Source organism: Gemmiger formicilis, from assembly GCF_016901605.1.
GTDB lineage: Bacteria > Bacillota > Clostridia > Oscillospirales > Ruminococcaceae > Gemmiger > Gemmiger formicilis_B.
On record NZ_JACJKP010000002.1, the window covers coordinates 1 to 18,390 of the forward strand.

Annotated in this window: 20 protein-coding genes; 18 read left to right on the forward strand and 2 right to left on the reverse strand. The window is 51.8% G+C overall.

Annotated elements, in window-relative coordinates; translation table 11 throughout:
• From H6B10_RS00250 to rlmH, 4 genes are all read left to right on the forward strand, one after another.
• Positions 1-1,646, forward strand: a 1,646-nt coding sequence (locus H6B10_RS00250) for a peptidoglycan DD-metalloendopeptidase family protein (RefSeq protein WP_204648909.1), incomplete at its 5' end; no start/stop codon positions are given.
• A 183-nt stretch (positions 1,647-1,829) separates the two neighbouring features.
• Positions 1,830-3,113: a UDP-N-acetylglucosamine 1-carboxyvinyltransferase gene (locus H6B10_RS00255; RefSeq protein WP_204648910.1), complete on the forward strand. Its 1,284-nt coding sequence runs from the start codon at positions 1,830-1,832 to the stop codon at positions 3,111-3,113.
• A 72-nt stretch (positions 3,114-3,185) separates the two neighbouring features.
• The gene (locus H6B10_RS00260; RefSeq protein ID WP_204648911.1) at positions 3,186-3,977 is read left to right on the forward strand and encodes an MBL fold metallo-hydrolase; all 792 of its coding nucleotides are present in this window, start codon (positions 3,186-3,188) and stop codon (positions 3,975-3,977) included.
• Positions 3,978-3,989: 12 nt separating this feature from the next.
• Entirely contained in the window at positions 3,990-4,475 is a 486-nt protein-coding gene (rlmH, locus tag H6B10_RS00265) for a 23S rRNA (pseudouridine(1915)-N(3))-methyltransferase RlmH (RefSeq protein WP_204648912.1), read from the forward strand.
• 46 nt (positions 4,476-4,521) lie between these two features.
• Here the strand turns inward: rlmH and H6B10_RS00270 are convergent, their stop codons facing one another.
• Both H6B10_RS00270 and mtaB read right to left on the reverse strand, forming a co-directional pair.
• Positions 4,522-6,045 carry a 4Fe-4S dicluster domain-containing protein gene (locus H6B10_RS00270; protein ID WP_204648913.1) on the reverse strand — a complete coding sequence of 508 codons (1,524 nt, stop codon included), beginning with the start codon at positions 6,043-6,045 and terminating at the stop codon, positions 4,522-4,524.
• Between the two features lie 193 nt (positions 6,046-6,238).
• Positions 6,239-7,540, reverse strand: a complete 1,302-nt coding sequence (gene mtaB, locus H6B10_RS00275) for a tRNA (N(6)-L-threonylcarbamoyladenosine(37)-C(2))-methylthiotransferase MtaB (protein ID WP_204648914.1) — start codon at positions 7,538-7,540, stop codon at positions 6,239-6,241.
• A 146-nt stretch (positions 7,541-7,686) separates the two neighbouring features.
• On the opposite strand from mtaB, the gene H6B10_RS00280 reads away from it, so the two are divergent.
• The 14 genes from H6B10_RS00280 to atpH all read left to right on the forward strand — a co-directional run bounded on the left by H6B10_RS00280 (position 7,687) and on the right by atpH (position 18,375).
• Positions 7,687-8,901, forward strand: a complete 1,215-nt coding sequence (locus H6B10_RS00280; RefSeq protein WP_204648915.1) for a D-alanyl-D-alanine carboxypeptidase family protein — start codon at positions 7,687-7,689, stop codon at positions 8,899-8,901.
• A gap of 110 nt (positions 8,902-9,011) precedes the next feature.
• Positions 9,012-10,346: a glucose-6-phosphate isomerase gene (locus tag H6B10_RS00285; protein WP_204648916.1), complete on the forward strand. Its 1,335-nt coding sequence runs from the start codon at positions 9,012-9,014 to the stop codon at positions 10,344-10,346.
• 48 nt (positions 10,347-10,394) lie between these two features.
• A complete protein-coding gene (locus tag H6B10_RS00290) occupies positions 10,395-10,799 on the forward strand; it encodes a hypothetical protein (protein WP_204648917.1) in 405 nt (134 codons plus the stop codon).
• Positions 10,800-10,958: 159 nt separating this feature from the next.
• Positions 10,959-11,459 (forward strand): YceD family protein, encoded by a 501-nt coding sequence (locus tag H6B10_RS00295; protein WP_204648918.1) that lies wholly within the window; start codon positions 10,959-10,961, stop codon positions 11,457-11,459.
• 24 nt (positions 11,460-11,483) lie between these two features.
• Positions 11,484-11,669, forward strand: a complete 186-nt coding sequence (gene rpmF, locus H6B10_RS00300; protein WP_007046791.1) for a 50S ribosomal protein L32 — start codon at positions 11,484-11,486, stop codon at positions 11,667-11,669.
• Between the two features lie 73 nt (positions 11,670-11,742).
• Positions 11,743-13,080, forward strand: coding sequence for a DUF512 domain-containing protein (locus tag H6B10_RS00305; RefSeq protein ID WP_204648919.1), 1,338 nt, complete (start codon positions 11,743-11,745; stop codon positions 13,078-13,080).
• 12 nt (positions 13,081-13,092) lie between these two features.
• Positions 13,093-14,436 (forward strand): ribosome biogenesis GTPase Der, encoded by a 1,344-nt coding sequence (gene der, locus H6B10_RS00310; RefSeq protein WP_204648920.1) that lies wholly within the window; start codon positions 13,093-13,095, stop codon positions 14,434-14,436.
• A gap of 6 nt (positions 14,437-14,442) precedes the next feature.
• The gene (plsY, locus tag H6B10_RS00315) at positions 14,443-15,111 is read left to right on the forward strand and encodes a glycerol-3-phosphate 1-O-acyltransferase PlsY (protein WP_204648921.1); all 669 of its coding nucleotides are present in this window, start codon (positions 14,443-14,445) and stop codon (positions 15,109-15,111) included.
• A gap of 354 nt (positions 15,112-15,465) precedes the next feature.
• On the forward strand, positions 15,466-15,735 hold the full coding sequence (locus tag H6B10_RS00320; RefSeq protein ID WP_204648922.1) for an AtpZ/AtpI family protein: 270 nt from the start codon (positions 15,466-15,468) through the stop codon (positions 15,733-15,735).
• Between the two features lie 19 nt (positions 15,736-15,754).
• Complete coding sequence (locus H6B10_RS00325; RefSeq protein WP_204648923.1) at positions 15,755-16,171, forward strand: ATP synthase subunit I; 417 nt, start codon at positions 15,755-15,757, stop codon at positions 16,169-16,171.
• Positions 16,168-17,031, forward strand: a complete 864-nt coding sequence (locus tag H6B10_RS00330; RefSeq protein WP_204648924.1) for a FoF1 ATP synthase subunit A — start codon at positions 16,168-16,170, stop codon at positions 17,029-17,031. Before H6B10_RS00325 ends, H6B10_RS00330 begins: the two co-directional genes overlap by 4 nt.
• Positions 17,032-17,060: 29 nt before the next feature.
• On the forward strand, positions 17,061-17,300 hold the full coding sequence (atpE, locus tag H6B10_RS00335; protein ID WP_040917654.1) for an ATP synthase F0 subunit C: 240 nt from the start codon (positions 17,061-17,063) through the stop codon (positions 17,298-17,300).
• A gap of 35 nt (positions 17,301-17,335) precedes the next feature.
• The gene (atpF, locus tag H6B10_RS00340; RefSeq protein ID WP_204648925.1) at positions 17,336-17,842 is read left to right on the forward strand and encodes a F0F1 ATP synthase subunit B; all 507 of its coding nucleotides are present in this window, start codon (positions 17,336-17,338) and stop codon (positions 17,840-17,842) included.
• On the forward strand, positions 17,839-18,375 hold the full coding sequence (gene atpH, locus H6B10_RS00345) for an ATP synthase F1 subunit delta (protein WP_204648926.1): 537 nt from the start codon (positions 17,839-17,841) through the stop codon (positions 18,373-18,375). Before atpF ends, atpH begins: the two co-directional genes overlap by 4 nt.
• The last annotated feature ends 15 nt before the right edge of the window (positions 18,376-18,390 follow it).

Sequence of the window (18,390 nt, forward strand, 5' to 3'; positions counted from 1 at the left end):
TCTGGGTCGAATATGCAGGGGTATGCGCGTGGCGCAAGTTGCGTGCCGTTGTGAACGCCATTGCCGCAACCGTGGGCAATTTGTTGCTGATGATTGTGCGGCCTTTTGTGCTGGGCATTCTCACCCTGGTGGAAGATCTGACCAGCCCTTTCACCCGCATGGCATCCGGCATCCGGCATATCCAACAGCTGTCGCAGGAAATGGAAGAAGAAGACGCCGGGCAGATTCGTGCAGCCAAACTGCAGTATTTCCGCCGGGGTGTCAAAAAATATTACCCGATTGTATGGAATGCCATCACTTACATTTTGCCCGTAATCGCAGCCGCTGCGTTGGTAATTATTGTTCGTAACGGTTTGGATCTTCACTTTGTGTTGAACGTTCAGGTGAACGGAGAAAGCGTCGGTTACGTGGACAACGAACAGGTGTTTGAGAATGCGCGTGATGATGTGCAGTCCCGTATCAACACAGCCAAGAGTATGTTGATCGAGAGCGGCGCCAGCGTTCCGGATACACAATGGGATGTTTCACCTACATATACCCTGGCTGTTTCGGGGCAGACCATGACGGAAAGCGAAATTGCCAACGCCATTTTGCGCACGGCCAGCGATGAAATCGTGGACGCAACCGCTGTGTATATTGACGGCGAACTGCGTTTTGTTACCACTGAAGGCGACCATCTGCGCACCTATCTGGAAAGCGTTAAGGAACCTTACGAGGATACAGACGATCCATCTGTCTACACGGCTTTTGCGCACGAGATTCGTCTGCTGGATGGCGTTTATCTGAATGAGTCCATCAGCTCCTACAGTGACATTATCAATGAACTGAATCAGGGAGCTGGCATCAAGACATACACGGCTGTGGAAGGGGATACCGTCCAAAGCATCGTAGATACCACAGGTGTCAGCTTTGATTCTCTTGCGCAGATGAATCCGGAATTGTTGACGCTTGACCAGGAAGTGGAAGCCGGAACGGAAATCATTACCGGTGCTGCATCGGCCGAGCTCCTGAAAGTCAAGGTGGTTCGTCAGGAAACCGAAACGGTAGCCATTCCCTTTGACACGCAGAATTCGGAATCTTCGGAATACGATTTCGGCAAGGTGGTTACGTTGCAGGAAGGCGAAGACGGTTCTGAAGACGTCACCTATGAGATCACCATGATCGATGGTGTTGTTACTGACCGTCAGGCAATTTCTTACAATGTGACCAAACAGGCTGTGCCGGAGATCACGGTGACCGGTACCCGACTCAAGAGCGGTATGGTGGCACAGATTGGTTCTGGCAGCTTTATCTGGCCGGTTCCCAACTACACCTACGTAAGCCGCTGGATGAGCAGCGGCCACCGCGGTGCCGATATCTGTGCTGCTTACGGTACTACAATCATTGCTTCGGACTCTGGCACAGTCATTGCCGCAGGATGGCATTACTCCTATGGTAATTACGTGGAAATCGACCATGGCAACGGTTACAAGACACTGTATGCACATATGTCGGCGATTTCCGTAACCCAGGGTCAGGCTGTTTCGCAGGGCGACAAAATTGGTGAGGTTGGTTCTACCGGTAACTCCACAGGTAACCATTGTCATTTTGAAATGTTCTATAACGGTGCCCTGTTCAGTGCCCAGACTTTGTTCCCCAACATGTAAGCCCGCTTAAAAAAGTGGCTATACACCGTTAAACTCTGGTGCTTTTTCACAAAGTTTTTGCAATTATACGATACAGCACTTTTCAAATAGAGTGGAATGGTGTATAATTAAGCAAAGTGCGCAAAGGTGAATTGCGTTAGGTGAGGGATCTTACACAAGACACTGCGCAAAGGAGAGCTACATTTGGAAAAATTTGTGATCCGCGGGGGAACCCCGCTGCATGGCGATGTGAACATCGGCGGTGCCAAAAATGCCGCTGTGGCCATTTTGCCTGCCACGATTTTAGCTGCTGATAAATGTTTGATTGAAAACCTGCCCTGCATCAGCGATGTGATGGCTTCGCTCCAGATTCTTAGCGAACTGGGCGCCAGCATCCGCATGGTCAGCCGCAGCACTTACGAAATCGATACAACGCATATCGACTGCACCGAAGTATCCAACGAATTGTCCCGTCAGATGCGCGCCAGCTATTATTTCCTGGGAGCATTGTTGGGACGGTTTGGCTCCGGTCAGGTAGCTATGCCGGGCGGGTGCAATTTGGGCCCCCGTCCCATTGACCAGCATTTGAAGGCCTTTACGGCATTTGGCGCAGACGATTCCGTTGAATACGGTCAGATCCATGTTAAAGCCGACAAGTTGGTTGGCGCACATGTGTTTTTTGACACGGTTTCTGTAGGCGCAACAATGAACGCTATGCTGGCCGCTGTGTTGGCAGAAGGAACGACCGTCCTGGAAAACGTGGCCCGTGAACCGCATATTGTGGACCTGGCCAATTTCCTGAATATGATGGGTGCTGACGTTCATGGCGCAGGCACGGATGTGATCAAGATTCATGGCGTTAAAAAGCTGCATGGCTGCAACTACGCCATCATTCCCGATCAGATCGAGGCCGGAAGCTACATGGTGGCGGCTGCCATCACCAAGGGCGATGTGACACTGCATAACATTATTCCCAAACATCTGGAGCCGATTACCGCAAAACTGCGGGCTGCGGGTTGCATGATTCAGGAATATGATGATGCCCTGCGAATTACCCGCACCGGTACATTGAAGCCCCTGAAAGTCAAAACCATGCCGCATCCCGGCTTCCCGACGGATATGCAGCCTTTGATGACGGCGTTGCTGTCCTTGGCGGATGGTACTTCCATTGTAACGGAAGGAATCTGGGAGAATCGCTTCCGGTATGTGGATGAGCTAATCCACATGGGTGCGAATATTCAGGTGGATGGCCAGGTTGCGGTGATTGAAGGCGTCAAGGAATTGCGCCCCGCTCCGCTGCGCGCAACGGATCTTCGGGCAGGCGCCGCTATGGTTATGGCTGCATTGGCCGCCAATGGTGTGAGTGAGATTGACGAGACCATTCACATTGAACGTGGTTACGAAAATATTGTCGAGAAACTGCAGTTGTTGGGTGCCGACATCCGTCGTGTGGAGATTCCCGCAAACGCAATTACCCGCGCAATTTGAAACAATAGGCAGTGGGCCGCCCAACAGCGGCCCACTTTTTATGGGATTTTCAGAACAAAGAGGAAAAATTTTATGGCATTGTTTACTACCCTGTATTCGGGATCTTCCGGCAATTGCGGATTGATTCTGCACGGCCGGGAATACCTGCTGGTCGATATGGGTAAAAGTTGCCGTACCACCATGACGGCATTACGTAAGCTGGATCTGGCCATCAGTGACTGCGCCGGCATCTTGGTTACCCATGAACATTCTGACCATGTAGCGGGGCTGGATACCTTTTTGAAAAAGCATCCGATCCCGGTTTTCAGCAGCGCCGATACATTGGATACATTGGCATCCCGTGGTACATTACCTCCTGCTGTGGAAGCGGTGGCTGTAGATGGTGGGCAAACACTGGATGTTGGCTCTTTCCGCGTAACGGCTTTTCCCACCAGCCACGATGTGCCGTGCTGCGGTTACCGCATTGTTACACCGGATCAGCGCAAGATGGCCATTGCTACAGACCTGGGTGTACTGACGCCGGTGGTAGAGGACAATCTCATGGGATGTGACCTTGTGGCACTGGAGGCCAACTATGATGCGTTCAGTTTGCATGGCGGGCCTTATCCCTATTATCTCAAAAAGCGCATTGCCAGTGACCGCGGTCACTTGGACAATAAAGCTTGTGCAGCAGCGATTCTGGATCTGATTCAGGAGGGCTGCAAAAAGTTTGCGTTGTGTCACTTGAGCCAAACGAACAACTCTCCGGAATTGGCATTGACTACTGTCTACAATGTTTTGCTTGCCGCCGGAATTCAGCCCGGCAAAGACGTGATCGTTCAGGCCCAGACACGCAACGATATCAGCCCCTTTTTGGAATTTTAAGGCAGGGTCGTTATGCAGAATATAGATTTGATCTGTGTGGGTAAGCTCAATGCCAGCTACTTTGCTGCCGGCGTAGCAGAATATCAGAAGCGGCTGAGCAGTTTCTGCAATTTTCGTATTATAGAACTTCCCGAAGCGGCGATTGCCGATAAAAATGCGAGCGACAAACAAATTGCGAAAGCACTTCAAAAAGAAGGGGAGAGTATTCTCCATTCCGTGCGAAAAGGTGCTTATCTGGTGGCGCTTTGCGTGGAGGGAAAGCAGATCTCCAGTGAAGAATTGGCCACAATGCTGGCCCAGCGTGCAGGCAGCGGGGCCGGAGACGTGGCATTCGTGATTGGCTCCTCGCATGGACTGGATGAGAGCGTGAAGCGAGCCGCACAGGCACGAATCAGCCTTGGACGCATCACATTGCCTCACCAATTGGCCAGACTGGTTCTGACGGAACAAATTTACCGGGCATGTACGATCAATGCCGGCATGAAATACCATAAATAAAACATCCCCGTGCGGAATTCCGCACGGGGATGTTGTTATAATGGAATTAGTACTTCAGCAAGCCGATAGAATCCTTGTACGGAGTTTCCGTAGCGTTCTTCATCTTGGCTTCGTTCTTGTACTTGTTCAGCATAGCGGCGCTCTTGGCAGGATCAGCCAGCGTACCGGCACCGGCAATGCAGCCACCGGGGCAAGCCATACCTTCGAGCAGATAGCCATTGTACTTGCCGGCTTTTGCCATCGTCATCATCTTGCGGCAGTCTGCCAAGCCCTGGGCGCTGGCAACCTTGACCTCACGATCGGGATCGATCTTCTTGATGGCATTCACGACAGCCTGGGCAACACCACCGGAAGCGGCAAAGCCACGAGCATCAGCACTGGCGCTGTTGAAGGAATCATCCGGGTTGTCCTGCAGAGAAGTGAAGTCGACTTCCTTCGCTTCAAACAGGCCCATCAGTTCCTCGAAGGTCAACACAAAATCGACCTCACTGCGCACAGAACGACGGCTGGCTTCCAGCTTCTTGGCCGAGCAGGGACCAACGAAGCAGATGCGGGAGTCGGGATGATCTTTCTTGATCAGGCGGGCAGTCAGCACCATCGGGGTCATGGTCATGCTGATGCAGTCGGCGTACTCAGGGAAGAGCTTCTTCGCCATGACGCTCCAGGCGGGGCAGCAGGAAGTGCCCATGAAGGGGTGCTTGGAGGGAACTTCTTCCATAAAGTCCTTGGCTTCGTCAATGGTGCACAGGTCAGCGCCAATAGCAACTTCCTCTACGTCGGCAAAGCCCAGCATCCGCATACCTTCCTTCAGCTTGGAGGGGGTCATGCCGGGGAACTGGTTGATGAATGCGGGAGCAACAATAGCAATAACCTTGTCGCCGCGCTTAATGGACTGAACCAGCTGGAAGATCTGGCCCTTATCGACAATCGCGCCGAAGGGGCAGTTCACAAGGCACATACCGCAGGATACGCACTTGTCGTAATCGATGTCGGCGCGGCCATACTGGTCGGAGTGAATGGCGCCCATACCACAGGCAGCGGAGCAGGGACGCTCGGTCTTTACAATAGCGCTGTAGGGGCAGCTGTTGACACAGCGGCCGCACTTGACGCAAAGACTCTGGTCAATATGGCTCTTACCGTTGCGGAAGCTGATCGCGTGCTTGGGGCAGACTTCCTGGCAGGGATGCGCCAAGCAGCCCTGGCACATGGCCGTAACCTTAATGATCTTTTCCGGGCAGCGGTTGCAGGCGAACTTGATCACGTTGATCAGCGGCGGCTCGTAATATTTATCAGCAATGACGCTGTGCTCCAGACCCTCGCTGGCCGGCACGCTCTCGTCCAGCGGACGCAGGGAAAGACCCATGGCCAGACGAATACGCTCCGAAATGATCGCTCTCTCCAGGAAGATGCTGCTGCGCAGAGAGCCTTCCTCGCCGGGAATGATCTTGTAAGGCAGTTCGCGCATCAGGTGTGCGTAGTCGGACATTTCATTGACTTCGTACGCCATACGTGCAACTTCGGTGAACACCTTGCGACGGATATCCGTAACGGGGGTGTAAATACCTCTCATTGTGATTGCTCCTTCTTTTGCTCCGATTTCTCCAAATGTCTCCAAAACATGATGGGGCGGAACACAACCGCTCCTGTTAAAATTTTACCAAAAAGACCCGGCTTTGGCAAGAGGGCAGGCAACAAAAAACAGGGAAAATAAAAATTATTTTCCCTGTGGTTCTATAAAGTTTTTCTTGCTCGGGTGTTGCAGTTTACAGAATCAACTCTGCACGGCTGCGTTTGCCGTCCCATTCCTTCAACCGGACTTTGACAATGTCACCGGTCTGATGCCCCGGTGCGGTAACCAGCACCGGCAGATACTGCTTCGTATATCCGGTAAACAATGTGGTGGAGAGAGACGTTTCCAGCAAAACATCGGCGGCACGGCCCTGCATGCGGGCGGCTTCCTCGGCACGTACAGCTTCGACCGCAGCGGTCATACGGCGGCTGCGTGCTTCTTTCTCGTGCTCCGGAATCTGATCAGGAAAATCATAGGCGGGTGTTCCGGCGCGGCGGGAATAGGGGAATACATGTACTTTCAGGAACCGTTGACCCGTTACAAAGGCCATGCTGGCTTCAAAATCTTCTTCGGTTTCTCCTGGGAAACCGACAATGACATCGGTCGTAAAGCTTACGTTTTCCTCGCCGAAAGCGCAGCGGAGTTTATTGGCGATTTCAGCAAATTGTGCCGTTGTATAAGGGCGGCGCATAGCGCGCAGCGTTTTGTCGCAACCGCTTTGCAGACTCAAATGAAACTGCGGACAGAGCTTTTCGATACGCGAGAGTCGAAGAATGTCATCGTCGTGCAGCATGTCAGGGTCAAGACTGCCCAGGCGCAGGCGCTCCACACCTGGTACCATAGCAGCCTTTTCCACCAGCTCTACCAGGCTGGTCCCGTTGTCGGTACCGTAACTGGGCAAGCTGATCGCGGTCAGAACAATTTCCTTGTAACCGGCTTCGGTCAGACGGTGCAGTTCCTGCAAAATGCTGGCTTCATCGCGGCTGCGTACAGGTCCGCGCGCCCGGGGAATTACACAATAAGCACAGCGGCGGTTGCATCCATCTTCCACCTTGACAAAAGCACGGGTATGTTCGGCAAACTTGTCCATGGGCAGCTCTTCAAAACGCTCGCCTTTTTCATGGGGACGAATGTCCACTACGCGCTCGGCTTCGCCGTTCAGAACTTTTTGTACGTCATGTAAAATGGCGCGCCGGTTGCCGGAACCTGTAACCACGTCAGCTTCTTCAATGGCCGCGGCTTCGTCAGGAAACGCCTGGGGGTAACACCCGGTCAAGACCGTTACAGCTCCTGGATTCTCCCGCTTTGCCCGGCGCAGCCATTTACGGCTTTTCTGGTCTCCGAAGTTGGTCACGGTACAGCTGTTGACCACATAAACGTCTGCGCCTTCGTCGTTGGAAACGACCGTGTAACCGCTTTCTTCAAAAAGCTGAGCCAAGGCGCCGGTTTCGTTCTGGTTTACCTTGCAACCCAAGGTGTAAAATGTTACCCGCATGGTGATGATTCCTTTACAATTTTCCGGTAGATAAGTGTTCAATCGTGCCCCTTATTATAATGGATAGAACGACAAAGCGCAATACTAAAACTGATTGACACCGCATAGGCTTAACCAAAGTCAATTGGCAGCGGGGGTGTTGTTGCATGAAAAAACGGGCAGTAACGATACTGTTGTGCCTGGCGTTGGCGTTGTTTTCAATCCTGCGTGCCTATGCACAGGAGGAATCCGAAGCCGATGCGGTGATAAGTGAAAACGGGAAGCAGAGCATTGTGCCGGCCGGCACGAATGATTTTGATGTTCCCTGTGCGGCGGCCATTCTGATCGACGAAGACTCCGGTACGGTACTTTACGAAAAAAACGCGGATGAACAGCGTCCGATTGCATCCATTACCAAAGTTATGACGCTGCTGCTTACTTTTGAGGCACTGGAAGAGGGAAAAATCTCATGGGAAGACTATGTGCCTATCAGTGAACACGCTTACAGTATGGGCGGCAGTCAGATTTGGCTGGAACCGGGGGAACAGATGACTCTCAACGACATGCTGAAGGCCATCTGTGTTTCCAGTGCCAACGATGCGGCTGTAGCTGTAGCGGAATACGTTGGCGGAAGTGAGCCGGCGTTTGTACAGAAAATGAATGAAAAAGCCGCCGCATTGGGAATGACCCAGACACACTTTGAAAATGCCTGCGGACTGGACCAGGAGGGGCATCTCTCCAGTGCAAGGGACGTTGCCATCATGAGCCGGGAGATGCTATTGCATCATACGGAAGTCCGGGACTATTGTTCAATCTGGACCGATACCCTTCGGGATGGTGCCACACAGCTTGTAAACACCAATAAACTGCTGAAAAGCTATAGCGGAATCACGGGTCTGAAAACAGGAACCACCAGCAAAGCAGGGGTATGTATTTCGGCAAGCGCCGAGCGGGATGATTTACGGCTGATTGCGGTGGTGCTGGGGTCGGCTTCCGGCAAAGAACGTTTTGAAGCAGCTACGGCTTTGCTGGACTATGGTTTTGCCAACTATGAGAACGCTGTTGCCGAACTGCCCGAGGATGCGCCTGCGACGCTGCCCGTTACCCGCGGAACCACCGATGCGGTCGCCCTGCAATATGATGCGCCCCAGAAATACCTGATGCCGAAAGGACAGGGTAAAACACTGGAATTAACCGTTGAACTTCCCGAAGTGCTGCAGGCTCCGGTAGAGAGGGGGGCACAGATCGGCACGGTGCATCTCACAAATGGGGGAGAGGAGCTGCAAACATTTTCCATTACAGCAGCACAGGACGTAGACGCGTTGAGTTTTGGGTATTGCTTCGGGCTTTTGGTACAGAGTCTTGCTTTGTGCGACGGATAATTTGTGCAATGTTCATGAAAAAGTCGAAAAAAATATCGGACATTTGCTTGACAATACCGACACAAAACGGTATCATGAAGACAATCAAAACATAAAGGAGGGGCATAAAGATGGCTGTCAAATTCAACGGCAAGCATCTTGCAAAATTCATCCGTCCTGAAGAATATGAGGCAATCTATCCGCAGGTCGAGTTGGCCCACAAGCAGCTGGAAACCAAGACTGGTTTCGGCAATGATTTCTTGGGCTGGCTTGACCTGCCTGTTACTTATGACAAGGAAGAGTTTGCCCGCATCAAAGAGGCCGCACAGAAGATCCGTTCGGATTCCGATGTGCTGCTGGTCGCCGGTATCGGCGGTTCTTACCTGGGCGCCCGCGCGGTTGTGGAGGCTGTCCGCGGCCTGTACCACAATGAGCTGGACGATGGCCTGAAGATTTATTTCTGCGGCAACACCATCTCTCCGACGGCACTCAACGACATCATCAAACTGACCAAGGGTAAGCGTTTCTCGATCAACGTAATTTCCAAGTCCGGAACCACTACCGAGACGGCACTGGCATTCCGTGTGCTGCGCAAGCTGCTGGAAGACTCTGTTGGCCCTGAAGAAGCCAACAAGCGTATCTATGCTACCACTGACCGTGCCAAGGGCACCCTCAAGCAGCTGGCGAATGAGCAGGGGTGGCCGACCTTTGTGGTTCCCGATGACGTGGGCGGCCGCTATTCCGTCCTGACTGCGGTAGGCCTGCTGCCCATTGCCTGTGCCGGTATTGATATTGACGAGCTTATGCAGGGTGCTGCCGATGGCCGTGAGAAATTCGGCAAGTGCAGCATGGACAACGACGCATATCGTTATGCCATGACCCGCAATATCCTGTACCGTAAGGGCAAGAGCGTTGAGACGCTGGCTTGCTTTGAGCCTGACTTTACCATGATGAACGAGTGGTATAAGCAGCTCTTCGGTGAGAGCGAGGGCAAGGACCAGAAGGGTCTGATGCCTACGTCCTGCATCTTCTCTACTGACCTGCACTCGATGGGCCAGTTCCTGCAGGATGGCAGCCGCGTGATGTTCGAAACCTACGTGGATATCAAAAATACCCGTGAAGACTTCTATATCGAATCCCTGGAAGGCAACTTTGACGGTTTGAATTTCCTGGCGGAACAGAACATGAGCATTGTCAATCGCAAGGCGATGGAAGGCACGATTCTGGCACATACCGATGGCGGTGTGCCTCTCGGGGTCATTGAAGTGGACAGCCTGAGCGCCCATGATGTAGGCGAGCTGATTTACTTCTTCTGGAAGGCTTGCGCGGTATCCGGCTATTTGCTTTCCGTCAACCCGTTTGATCAGCCCGGTGTCGAGAGCTATAAGAAGAACATGTTTGCTCTGCTCGGCAAGCCCGGCTATGAGGATCGCAAGGCTGAACTGGAAGCGAAGCTGCAGGATTGACGGAAACTCGCGCCGCGAGGCGCCTACGAATAAAGGAGGTACCCCCTTATGCTGAAACTGATTGTTGGAACCAAAGGCTCTGGCAAGACTAAGACCATGATTGACATGATCGACAAGGCGACCAAAACCACTTCCGGTAACATTGTTGTTATTGAAAAGTGCATGAAGCTCACCACCGAGATCAACCACGCGGCCCGTCTGGTGGACGTTGACGAATACGGCGTTGTGGGCGCTGATATGCTGTACGGCTTTGTGGCTGGTGTGCTGGCCGGCAACTACGATATTACCGAGCTGTTCATTGACGGTATCCTGCGGATCATCGATCACGATCTGGAAGCTGCCGATAAGGTTCTGAAAGCCATCGACAAGATCACCAGCAATATCGAAGTCGTGGTTACGGTTTCTGCGAATGCGGACGAGCTGCCTGCCGATCTGAAAAAGTACGTGATCTGAGAAAAAGCGGCAATCCGATAAACATTACAGGGCGGGAAGGGGCTTTCCCGCCCTGTTTTTTACGAAAAAAGTGAAAAAAATCGCAACTTTTTGCGGTTTTCTTGTTGACAAGCCTACTTCACTTGTGTATACTATTTAAGCAACCTTTTGAGGTGTACTATGCAATTTGATCTGCAATCCTTTCTGGAAAACGCCAGAGTGCCTTATAACGCACATTTTCTGGCAGATCTTTCGCAGGCAGACTTTGGCGGTTTTAGACTGGCCGCCCCGGCAGAATGTGACTTTTCGGCAACGCCCACCGATGATGGCGCGGCGTTGCTCTTGTGTGTAAAGGCGCAAATTGATGCCGAATGTGCGCGTTGCCTGGAACCAATCCATAAGGACTATAAGTTCCAAAGGGAATATTGGGTTCGGATGCGTGATGTGGAAGATCCCGATTTCGAATTGCCTTGTCAGGAAAAAGGCTGTTTGGATCTTGAAGAGCTGGTTTTTCAGGAACTGATTTTCGAGGTCCCCCCGGTACTGCTTTGCAGCGCCGATTGCCAAGGCCTATGCCCCATCTGCGGCAAGAAGAAGGCGGCAGGATGTACCTGCCAACCGGCAGATTCTGCTGCCCCTGTAGATGCACGGCTTAGCATATTAAAACAACTGCTCAGTTGAATTTCACCAAGGAGGTGTCCGATTATGGCTATCGTACCCAAGAGAAAGCATTCTCAAGCCCGCCGCGACAAACGTCGCTCTAATGTCTGGAAACTGGAGGCGCCGACGCTGGTGAAGTGCCCGCAGTGTGGCGAACTGAAGGTTCCCCATAAGGTTTGCGGCAAGTGTGGCTACTACAAAGGCCAGGAAGTCATCAAGAAGGAAGCGTAAGTTTCTTGCTAGGGGAGGGCGTTGCCTTCCCCATTTTTGTTACTGCCGTTTTTAAGAGAGGAGGGCCGGGACCATGGCCTTGTATGTTACTTCGGTCGATACGGATTCTCCGGCCCAGCGGCTGGGCATTTCGGAAGGCTGCGCGCTGCTTTCGGTCGGCGGACATCCTTTGCGTGATGCACTGGATTATCAGTTTTACACGACTCCGGCCCGTTTTTCTTTAGAAGTGTGCGAGCATGAACAGCATCGCACGATAGCGGTAGAAAAAGGCGAATACGAGCCGCTGGGATGCAATTTCAAAACTTATCTGGGCGATGAAAAACACAGCTGTTCCAATCACTGCATGTTCTGCTTTATCGACCAGTTGCCGCCCGGTATGCGGGAACCGCTTTATTTTAAGGATGACGATGAGCGCCTTTCCTTTTTGTTCGGCAATTATATTACGCTGACCAATCTGAGTGATCGGGAAATCGATCGTATCATCGAAATGCACATCAGCCCCATTTTTGTGTCGGTGCATACCACCAACCCACAGCTTCGTATTCGAATGCTGGCCAATAAACGGGGCGGGGAAGTTTTGCAGTATCTGCCAAAACTGGCCGCCGGCGGCATTGATCTGAACTGCCAGTTGGTTTTGTGTCGCGGCATCAATGACGGAGATGAATTGCGCCGTACACTGGATGATCTGTTGGCGCTCCGGCCGCAGGTCGGCAGCATTGCGGTGGTTCCGGCTGGTGTGACGGATTATAGAAAAGGGCTGTACAAATTGCAGCCCTATGATAAGGAATCTGCTGCCGAAACGCTGGCTATTCTGGAAGAATACAGCTATCGCTGCCGGGAGAAATATGGCCGCAGCATTGTATATCCCAGCGACGAATGGTATTTGACAGCGGAACGGGAACTGCCGGATGCAGATTTCTACGATGAGTTTGCCCAGCTGGAAGATGGCGTAGGAATGTGGCGCCTTTATCACGATACATTCCTGGAAGAACTGGAAAATTATCGCGGTCTTGTGCTGCCTCACAGTATGGATGTTGTTACCGGAACACTGGCAGGACCACTCATTGAGCAATCGGCCAGAGCTTTGATGCAAAAATACCCGCAGGTAAAAATTACCGTACATCAGATTCGCAACGACTATTTTGGCGGCAACGTCAGCGTGGCGGGGCTTGTGACGGGAACCGATATCATCAAACAATGCAAAGGGAACCTGAAGAGCGACCTGCTGGCTGTACCGGAAGTAATGCTGCGGGATGAAAAAGATCGCTTTCTGGACGACATTACGCTGCCCCAGCTTTCGGAAGCGTTGGGGTGCCGTACTATGACCATCCCAACGGATGGCGGTGGTTGTTGTAAAGCCTGTTTAAGCGCGCACAAGCGCATCCGAAGAATCAAGAGAGGACCTAATTAAGGAGGGGTGGACATGGCAAAACCGATCGTTGCTATCGTTGGGCGTCCCAACGTGGGCAAGTCTACGATTTTCAATAAACTGACCGGCCAGCGCCTTGCCATCGTGGAGGACACGCCGGGCGTGACCCGCGATCGCATTTTTTGTGATTGTGAATGGTGCGGCAACAAATTTTTGCTGGTCGATACCGGTGGTATCGAGCCGCGGATTGATGACGGCCTGCTGGCACATATGCGCGAACAGGCACAGATTGCCATTGATTCGGCGGATTGCATCGTTATGGTTACCGAATTGACCAATGGGGTCACGCCCCAGGATCAGGACATTGCCGGTATGCTGATGCGCAGCGGCAAACCTGTGGTGTTGGCGGTCAATAAGTGTGATAAAATCGGCGAACCGCCGATGGAACTCTACGATTTCTACTCCTTGGGCTTGGGCGAGATTATTCCGGTTTCCGGTGTACACGGTCATGGTACCGGCGATTTGCTGGATGCCGTATGTGCACATCTGAACTTTACTCAGGAAGACGAAGACGGTGATGACCGCATTACGGTAGCGGTGATCGGTCGTCCCAACGTGGGCAAATCCAGCCTGATCAACCACATCCTTGGCGAGAACCGCCTGATTGTGGCCAATGAAGCGGGTACCACCCGGGATGCCATTGACACCCTGGTGGAGAATAAGTACGGCAAGTTTATCTTCACCGATACAGCCGGTCTGCGCAAAAAAGGTAAGGTTGAAAGCGGTGTGGAGCGTTACAGTGTGCTGCGCAGCCTTGCGGCGGTAGAGCGCAGCCGTGTTTGCGTCATTATGATTGATGCCACGGTGGGATTCACCGAGCAGGATTCCAAGGTGGCAGGTTACGCTCATGAGCAGGGAAAAGCCTGCATCATCGCGGTCAACAAATGGGATGCTGTCGAGAAAGACAGTTACACCATGGATTCTATGCGTAAACAACTGGAAGAAGATTTCAGTTTCATGTCCTATGCGCCGATTGTCTTTATCAGCGCCAAGACGGGCCAGCGGGTAGATAAACTGTTTGAAACGATCCACTATGTGGATATTCAGAACGGAACGCGTATCCCCACCGGCGCTTTGAACGAAATGCTGGCCCGGGCAACCGCCAAGGTTCAGCCGCCTTCCGATAAGGGTAAGCGCTTGAAGGTGTTCTATATTACGCAGACTTCCACCCGCCCGCCGACATTTGTTTGCTTCGTCAACCAGAAGGCTTTGTTCCACTTCTCCTACCAGCGTTACCTGGAGAATCAGATCCGGGAAACGTTTGGCTTGACGGGAACGCCTGTTCGTATGATCACACGGGAACACGGAGACGGTTCGGTAAAAGCAGGAAAGGTGTAAGGAATCATGGTACTTCATGTTATTGCGGCATGTGTTCTAACGGCTTTGGCCGGTTACTTGCTGGGCAGTATTCTGTTCGGTGTGCTGATTTCCAAAGCCATGTTCAACGAAGACGTTCGTACCCATGGCAGTGGTAACGCGGGTATGACCAACGTCCTGCGCACCTATGGTAAACTGCCGGCCTTTTTTACCATTCTGGGTGATGTGGGCAAAAGTGTTGCGGCAGCCGGGATCGGCCGGGCTCTTTTTGCTTCCTTGATTGGAACAGATGCTTTACTGGCACCGGTTTGCGGGGCTTACCTGGCAGCTATTTTCTGTATGATTGGTCATAGTCGACCGTTGTACTTCGGTTTTAAAGGCGGTAAATGCGTACTGGTGGGAGCCGGTGCAGCGCTGTCTATCAGTCCTGTTGTCTGTGGCATTTTGCTGCTTGTATTCCTTATTCAGTTTGTCTTTTCGCGTATCGTGTCTTTGGGTAGTATCATTGTGGCAGCGCTGTTCCCGGTAGTCAGTCTGGTATATTGGATTGTTCTGGGAGCCAATACGCCCACCGTTATTTTCAATACTCTGTGCTGCGTTATTATGGGAACCATGGTGATCTGGTTGCATCGGGCCAATATTGAGCGCTTGAAAAATGGAACGGAATACCGGTTCGGGTCCAAAAATAAAAAATAAATTTCTTACAGAAAAGGAAAGGGATATCCATTGGATGTCCCTTTCTTTTTTTATTTGGATAATTTTTTACAGATATAGGCAAACAAGAAAATAACCAGATATTGGAAATCACCGAGTCAGAGCCATTAAAGCGGTCTGGAAAGCATACAAAAAACGCTATGGTTTAGGTGTGACACTTAACGTTCTACAGTACAATAAACAAGCGTGCAAAATTTGATTCAGTTGCGAAGAATACCAATCAAATTCGTAAATAATACACAAAAATAATAATACACAGACGAAAGAAATTGTTGAAAATTTGAAGGCGTAGGTGTATACTATAGCCATTGAGCGGCTTTGGCGCAGGGAGGTGCCATGAAAGACCTTTATGATATCACCCGGCATCTTGTATGGCTGACACAGTTCGGACTTTCCATCTGTGTTCCGCCGATCCTTTTTGTGGGGGCAGCTTTGTGGCTGCAAAAAACATTCTCGTTAGGAAGCTGGGTTGTGGCTGCAGGTGTGATTTTGGGCATACTGGGAGCAGTGAGCAGTATGCGCTACTCGCTAAAAGCGATTGAACGACAGGGCAGGGATCGTTCTGAGAAAAAAACACCGCCTGTTTCATTCAATCATCATGGATAAGAAAGGGGTAACCTCGCCGATGCAAAAGCGGAGAGAAATCCTACACCAGATCGGCCGGTTGGCGGCAGGTCTGGCTGTTTGCGTGGTTGCCATGCTGGCGGTTTATGCATTGCTGGGAATGCTAACCCGTGAAGTAATCCTAGGCGCAATTGCCGGATGGATTTTGGCAATTGGTAACTTCGCATCTTTAAGCATTACGGTTTCCAACGCTGTAGACCGTGCTGCACGGGATAACGACCCGCAGCGGGCACAGCTTTCCATCCAGGCGTCCGGCGTGATCCGGCTTCTGGTTCTGGCGGCCGTTTATATTCTGCTGTTCCGCGCCAAACTCTGTGACCCGATTGCGGCGCTTTTGCCGCTTCTTATGGCACAGGTGGTGCTGAAACTTGTGGAGTTTTTCCGCAAAGACGATAAAGGCGGTGATGCAACCGTATGAATGGTCCGAAAATCTATTTTACCATACCGATTTTTGGCGGAATTCCCATTACTCAGACGATTGTTTCGTCCTTTGTGGTAATGGTTTGCTTGTGCGTGGCCGGAATCTTGCTGGGACGCAATCTTCAAAAGCGCCCATCCCGCCGCCAGGTTCTGGTCGAAAAAGGTGTATCCATGCTGTACGGTATGGTGGAAGATACCATGGGCAAACATAATGCGTATTGGACACCCTATATTGGCGCGTTGTTCCTCTCATCCATTTGTGGTTCGTATATCGGTATGACGGGAATCTTCCGTTCCGCTACCGCAGATCTCTCCACCACGGTGACCTGGGCTTTGATGACCAGTTTCTTGTGCTGGGGATGCTCAATCAAAGCGAATGGTTTCCTGGGGTGGCTTAAAGGCTTCACCAAACCCATTGTCGTCATGACTCCCATGAACTTGGTATCTGAGATTGCACAGCCAATCTCTATGGCATTCCGTCATTTTGGCAACATTGCGGGCGGCAGTGTTTTGACCAGCCTCGTTTATTCAGCACTGGCTACCGTTTCGGCAGCGCTCCTGGGTCTGGTTGGAAAGAACATCGTTGTTTCTGCGGTGGTTCTGGTCATCGGCATAGCACTGCTGGTAAGCGGTTTGCGTGAGAAGAAAATGGCCAGAAAAATCTTCGGTGTGGTATTCATAGCCACCGGTATTCTGGCTCTGCTGGGACTCAGCGGCGTTCCGTATCTGGAAGTCGGTATTCCCGGTATTCTGAGCCTGTATTTTGACGTTTTTTCCGGCGGGGTACAAGCCCTCGTCTTTAGTTTGCTGACGATGGTTTATGTAGGCAATGCCTGCCCGCCGCCGGAAGAAGCCTGATTTTGTATTTTATTATAGGAGGAACCCCTATGGAAGCAGCAATCGTAAAAGCCGCCTGCGCGATCGGCGCTGGCATCGCGATCGGATTTGGAGCTATTGGCCCGGCTATCGGTGAAGGTAATGCCGTTGGCAAAGCGCTGGAAGGTATGTCTCGCCAGCCCGAAATGACCAACGTTCTGCGTACCAACATGATTTTGGGCTGTGCCATTACCGAGTCTACCGGTATTTACTCTCTGGTTATCTCTCTGCTTCTTCTCTTCGTGTTCTGATTGGGAAGCGAAGTACTCGAAAGGAGGGATGACCTATGACGGGATTTGAAAGCTTCGTCGGCGTCAACCCGTGGACTGCGCTTTTTACTTTCTGCAATATGCTCATCACCTTTGCGGTGCTGCGCCATTTCCTGTTCAAGCCGGTCAAGCAGATGATTGATGACCGGCAGAAGGAAATCGACGATATGTATGCCGATGCGGCAGAAGCAAAGCAAAAGGCTGCCCAGCTGGAACAGGAATACCAGCAGCACCTCAAGGACATTAAGGCTGAACAGGACAGCATGCTGCGGGAAGCAACGGTTCGTGCGCAAAAACGTGAAGAAGAAATCGTGAATGCAGCCCGTTCCGAAGCACAGGCACTGCGTACAGCAGCAGAAGCCGAAATGGCACAGGAACGAAAAAAGGCGGTAAACGATCTCAAGAACGAAATCGGCGGAATTGCTGTAGAGATTGCCAGCAAAGTGGTCGAGCGTGAGATCAATAAAGCTGACCATCAGGCTCTGATCGATGAATTTATCCGGAATGTGGGGGATGCCTCATGACCGAACTGGCCAAGCGTTATGGCGGCAGCCTGTATGAACTGGCAGCCGAAGAATCACTGACGGAATCCATCCTGCAGGAATTGGCACTGGCAGAATCCAGCTGCAAACAGGAACCGGAATACCTGCGGCTGCTGCAAATTCCCAGCATTCCCAAACGGGAACGTTGCGAGCTTCTGGATAAAGCTTTTGAAGGAATGCACCCTTATGTAGTCAATTTCCTCAAAATTTTGTGCGAGGAAGACCTGCTGGGGGAACTGACCGGATGCCTGGATGCATACCGGGAACGGTATAATGAGGATCATGGTATTCTGGAAGCAACCGTTACTTCTGCAGTACCGCTGACGGCTGAAGAACGTGCAAACCTGCTTGCAAAGTTGCAGGCAAAAACCGGAAAGACAATCAGCCTGACGGAAAAAGTGGACCCTTCCATACTGGGCGGGTTGCGTCTGGATCTGGCAGGCGAGCGCCTGGATGGTACTGTACTGCGCCGGCTGGAATTGCTTCGTGACGATATTGCCAATGTGGTATTATAACGACGAACACCCCAT

What these genes read in the sequence shown, in the direction of transcription:
- H6B10_RS00260 (WP_204648911.1), top strand. Translation starts at nt 3,186, where the DNA reads ATGGCATTGTTTACTACCCTGTATTCGGGATCTTCCGGCAATTGCGGA.
- rlmH (WP_204648912.1), top strand. Translation starts at nt 3,990, where the DNA reads ATGCAGAATATAGATTTGATCTGTGTGGGTAAGCTCAATGCCAGCTAC.
- H6B10_RS00270 (WP_204648913.1), bottom strand. Translation starts at nt 6,045, where the DNA reads ATGAGAGGTATTTACACCCCCGTTACGGATATCCGTCGCAAGGTGTTC.
- mtaB (WP_204648914.1), bottom strand. Translation starts at nt 7,540, where the DNA reads ATGCGGGTAACATTTTACACCTTGGGTTGCAAGGTAAACCAGAACGAA.
- H6B10_RS00280 (WP_204648915.1), top strand. Translation starts at nt 7,687, where the DNA reads ATGAAAAAACGGGCAGTAACGATACTGTTGTGCCTGGCGTTGGCGTTG.
- H6B10_RS00285 (WP_204648916.1), top strand. Translation starts at nt 9,012, where the DNA reads ATGGCTGTCAAATTCAACGGCAAGCATCTTGCAAAATTCATCCGTCCT.
- H6B10_RS00290 (WP_204648917.1), top strand. Translation starts at nt 10,395, where the DNA reads ATGCTGAAACTGATTGTTGGAACCAAAGGCTCTGGCAAGACTAAGACC.
- H6B10_RS00295 (WP_204648918.1), top strand. Translation starts at nt 10,959, where the DNA reads ATGCAATTTGATCTGCAATCCTTTCTGGAAAACGCCAGAGTGCCTTAT.
- rpmF (WP_007046791.1), top strand. Translation starts at nt 11,484, where the DNA reads ATGGCTATCGTACCCAAGAGAAAGCATTCTCAAGCCCGCCGCGACAAA.
- H6B10_RS00305 (WP_204648919.1), top strand. Translation starts at nt 11,743, where the DNA reads ATGGCCTTGTATGTTACTTCGGTCGATACGGATTCTCCGGCCCAGCGG.
- der (WP_204648920.1), top strand. Translation starts at nt 13,093, where the DNA reads ATGGCAAAACCGATCGTTGCTATCGTTGGGCGTCCCAACGTGGGCAAG.
- plsY (WP_204648921.1), top strand. Translation starts at nt 14,443, where the DNA reads ATGGTACTTCATGTTATTGCGGCATGTGTTCTAACGGCTTTGGCCGGT.
- H6B10_RS00320 (WP_204648922.1), top strand. Translation starts at nt 15,466, where the DNA reads ATGAAAGACCTTTATGATATCACCCGGCATCTTGTATGGCTGACACAG.
- H6B10_RS00325 (WP_204648923.1), top strand. Translation starts at nt 15,755, where the DNA reads ATGCAAAAGCGGAGAGAAATCCTACACCAGATCGGCCGGTTGGCGGCA.
- H6B10_RS00330 (WP_204648924.1), top strand. Translation starts at nt 16,168, where the DNA reads ATGAATGGTCCGAAAATCTATTTTACCATACCGATTTTTGGCGGAATT.
- atpE (WP_040917654.1), top strand. Translation starts at nt 17,061, where the DNA reads ATGGAAGCAGCAATCGTAAAAGCCGCCTGCGCGATCGGCGCTGGCATC.
- atpF (WP_204648925.1), top strand. Translation starts at nt 17,336, where the DNA reads ATGACGGGATTTGAAAGCTTCGTCGGCGTCAACCCGTGGACTGCGCTT.
- atpH (WP_204648926.1), top strand. Translation starts at nt 17,839, where the DNA reads ATGACCGAACTGGCCAAGCGTTATGGCGGCAGCCTGTATGAACTGGCA.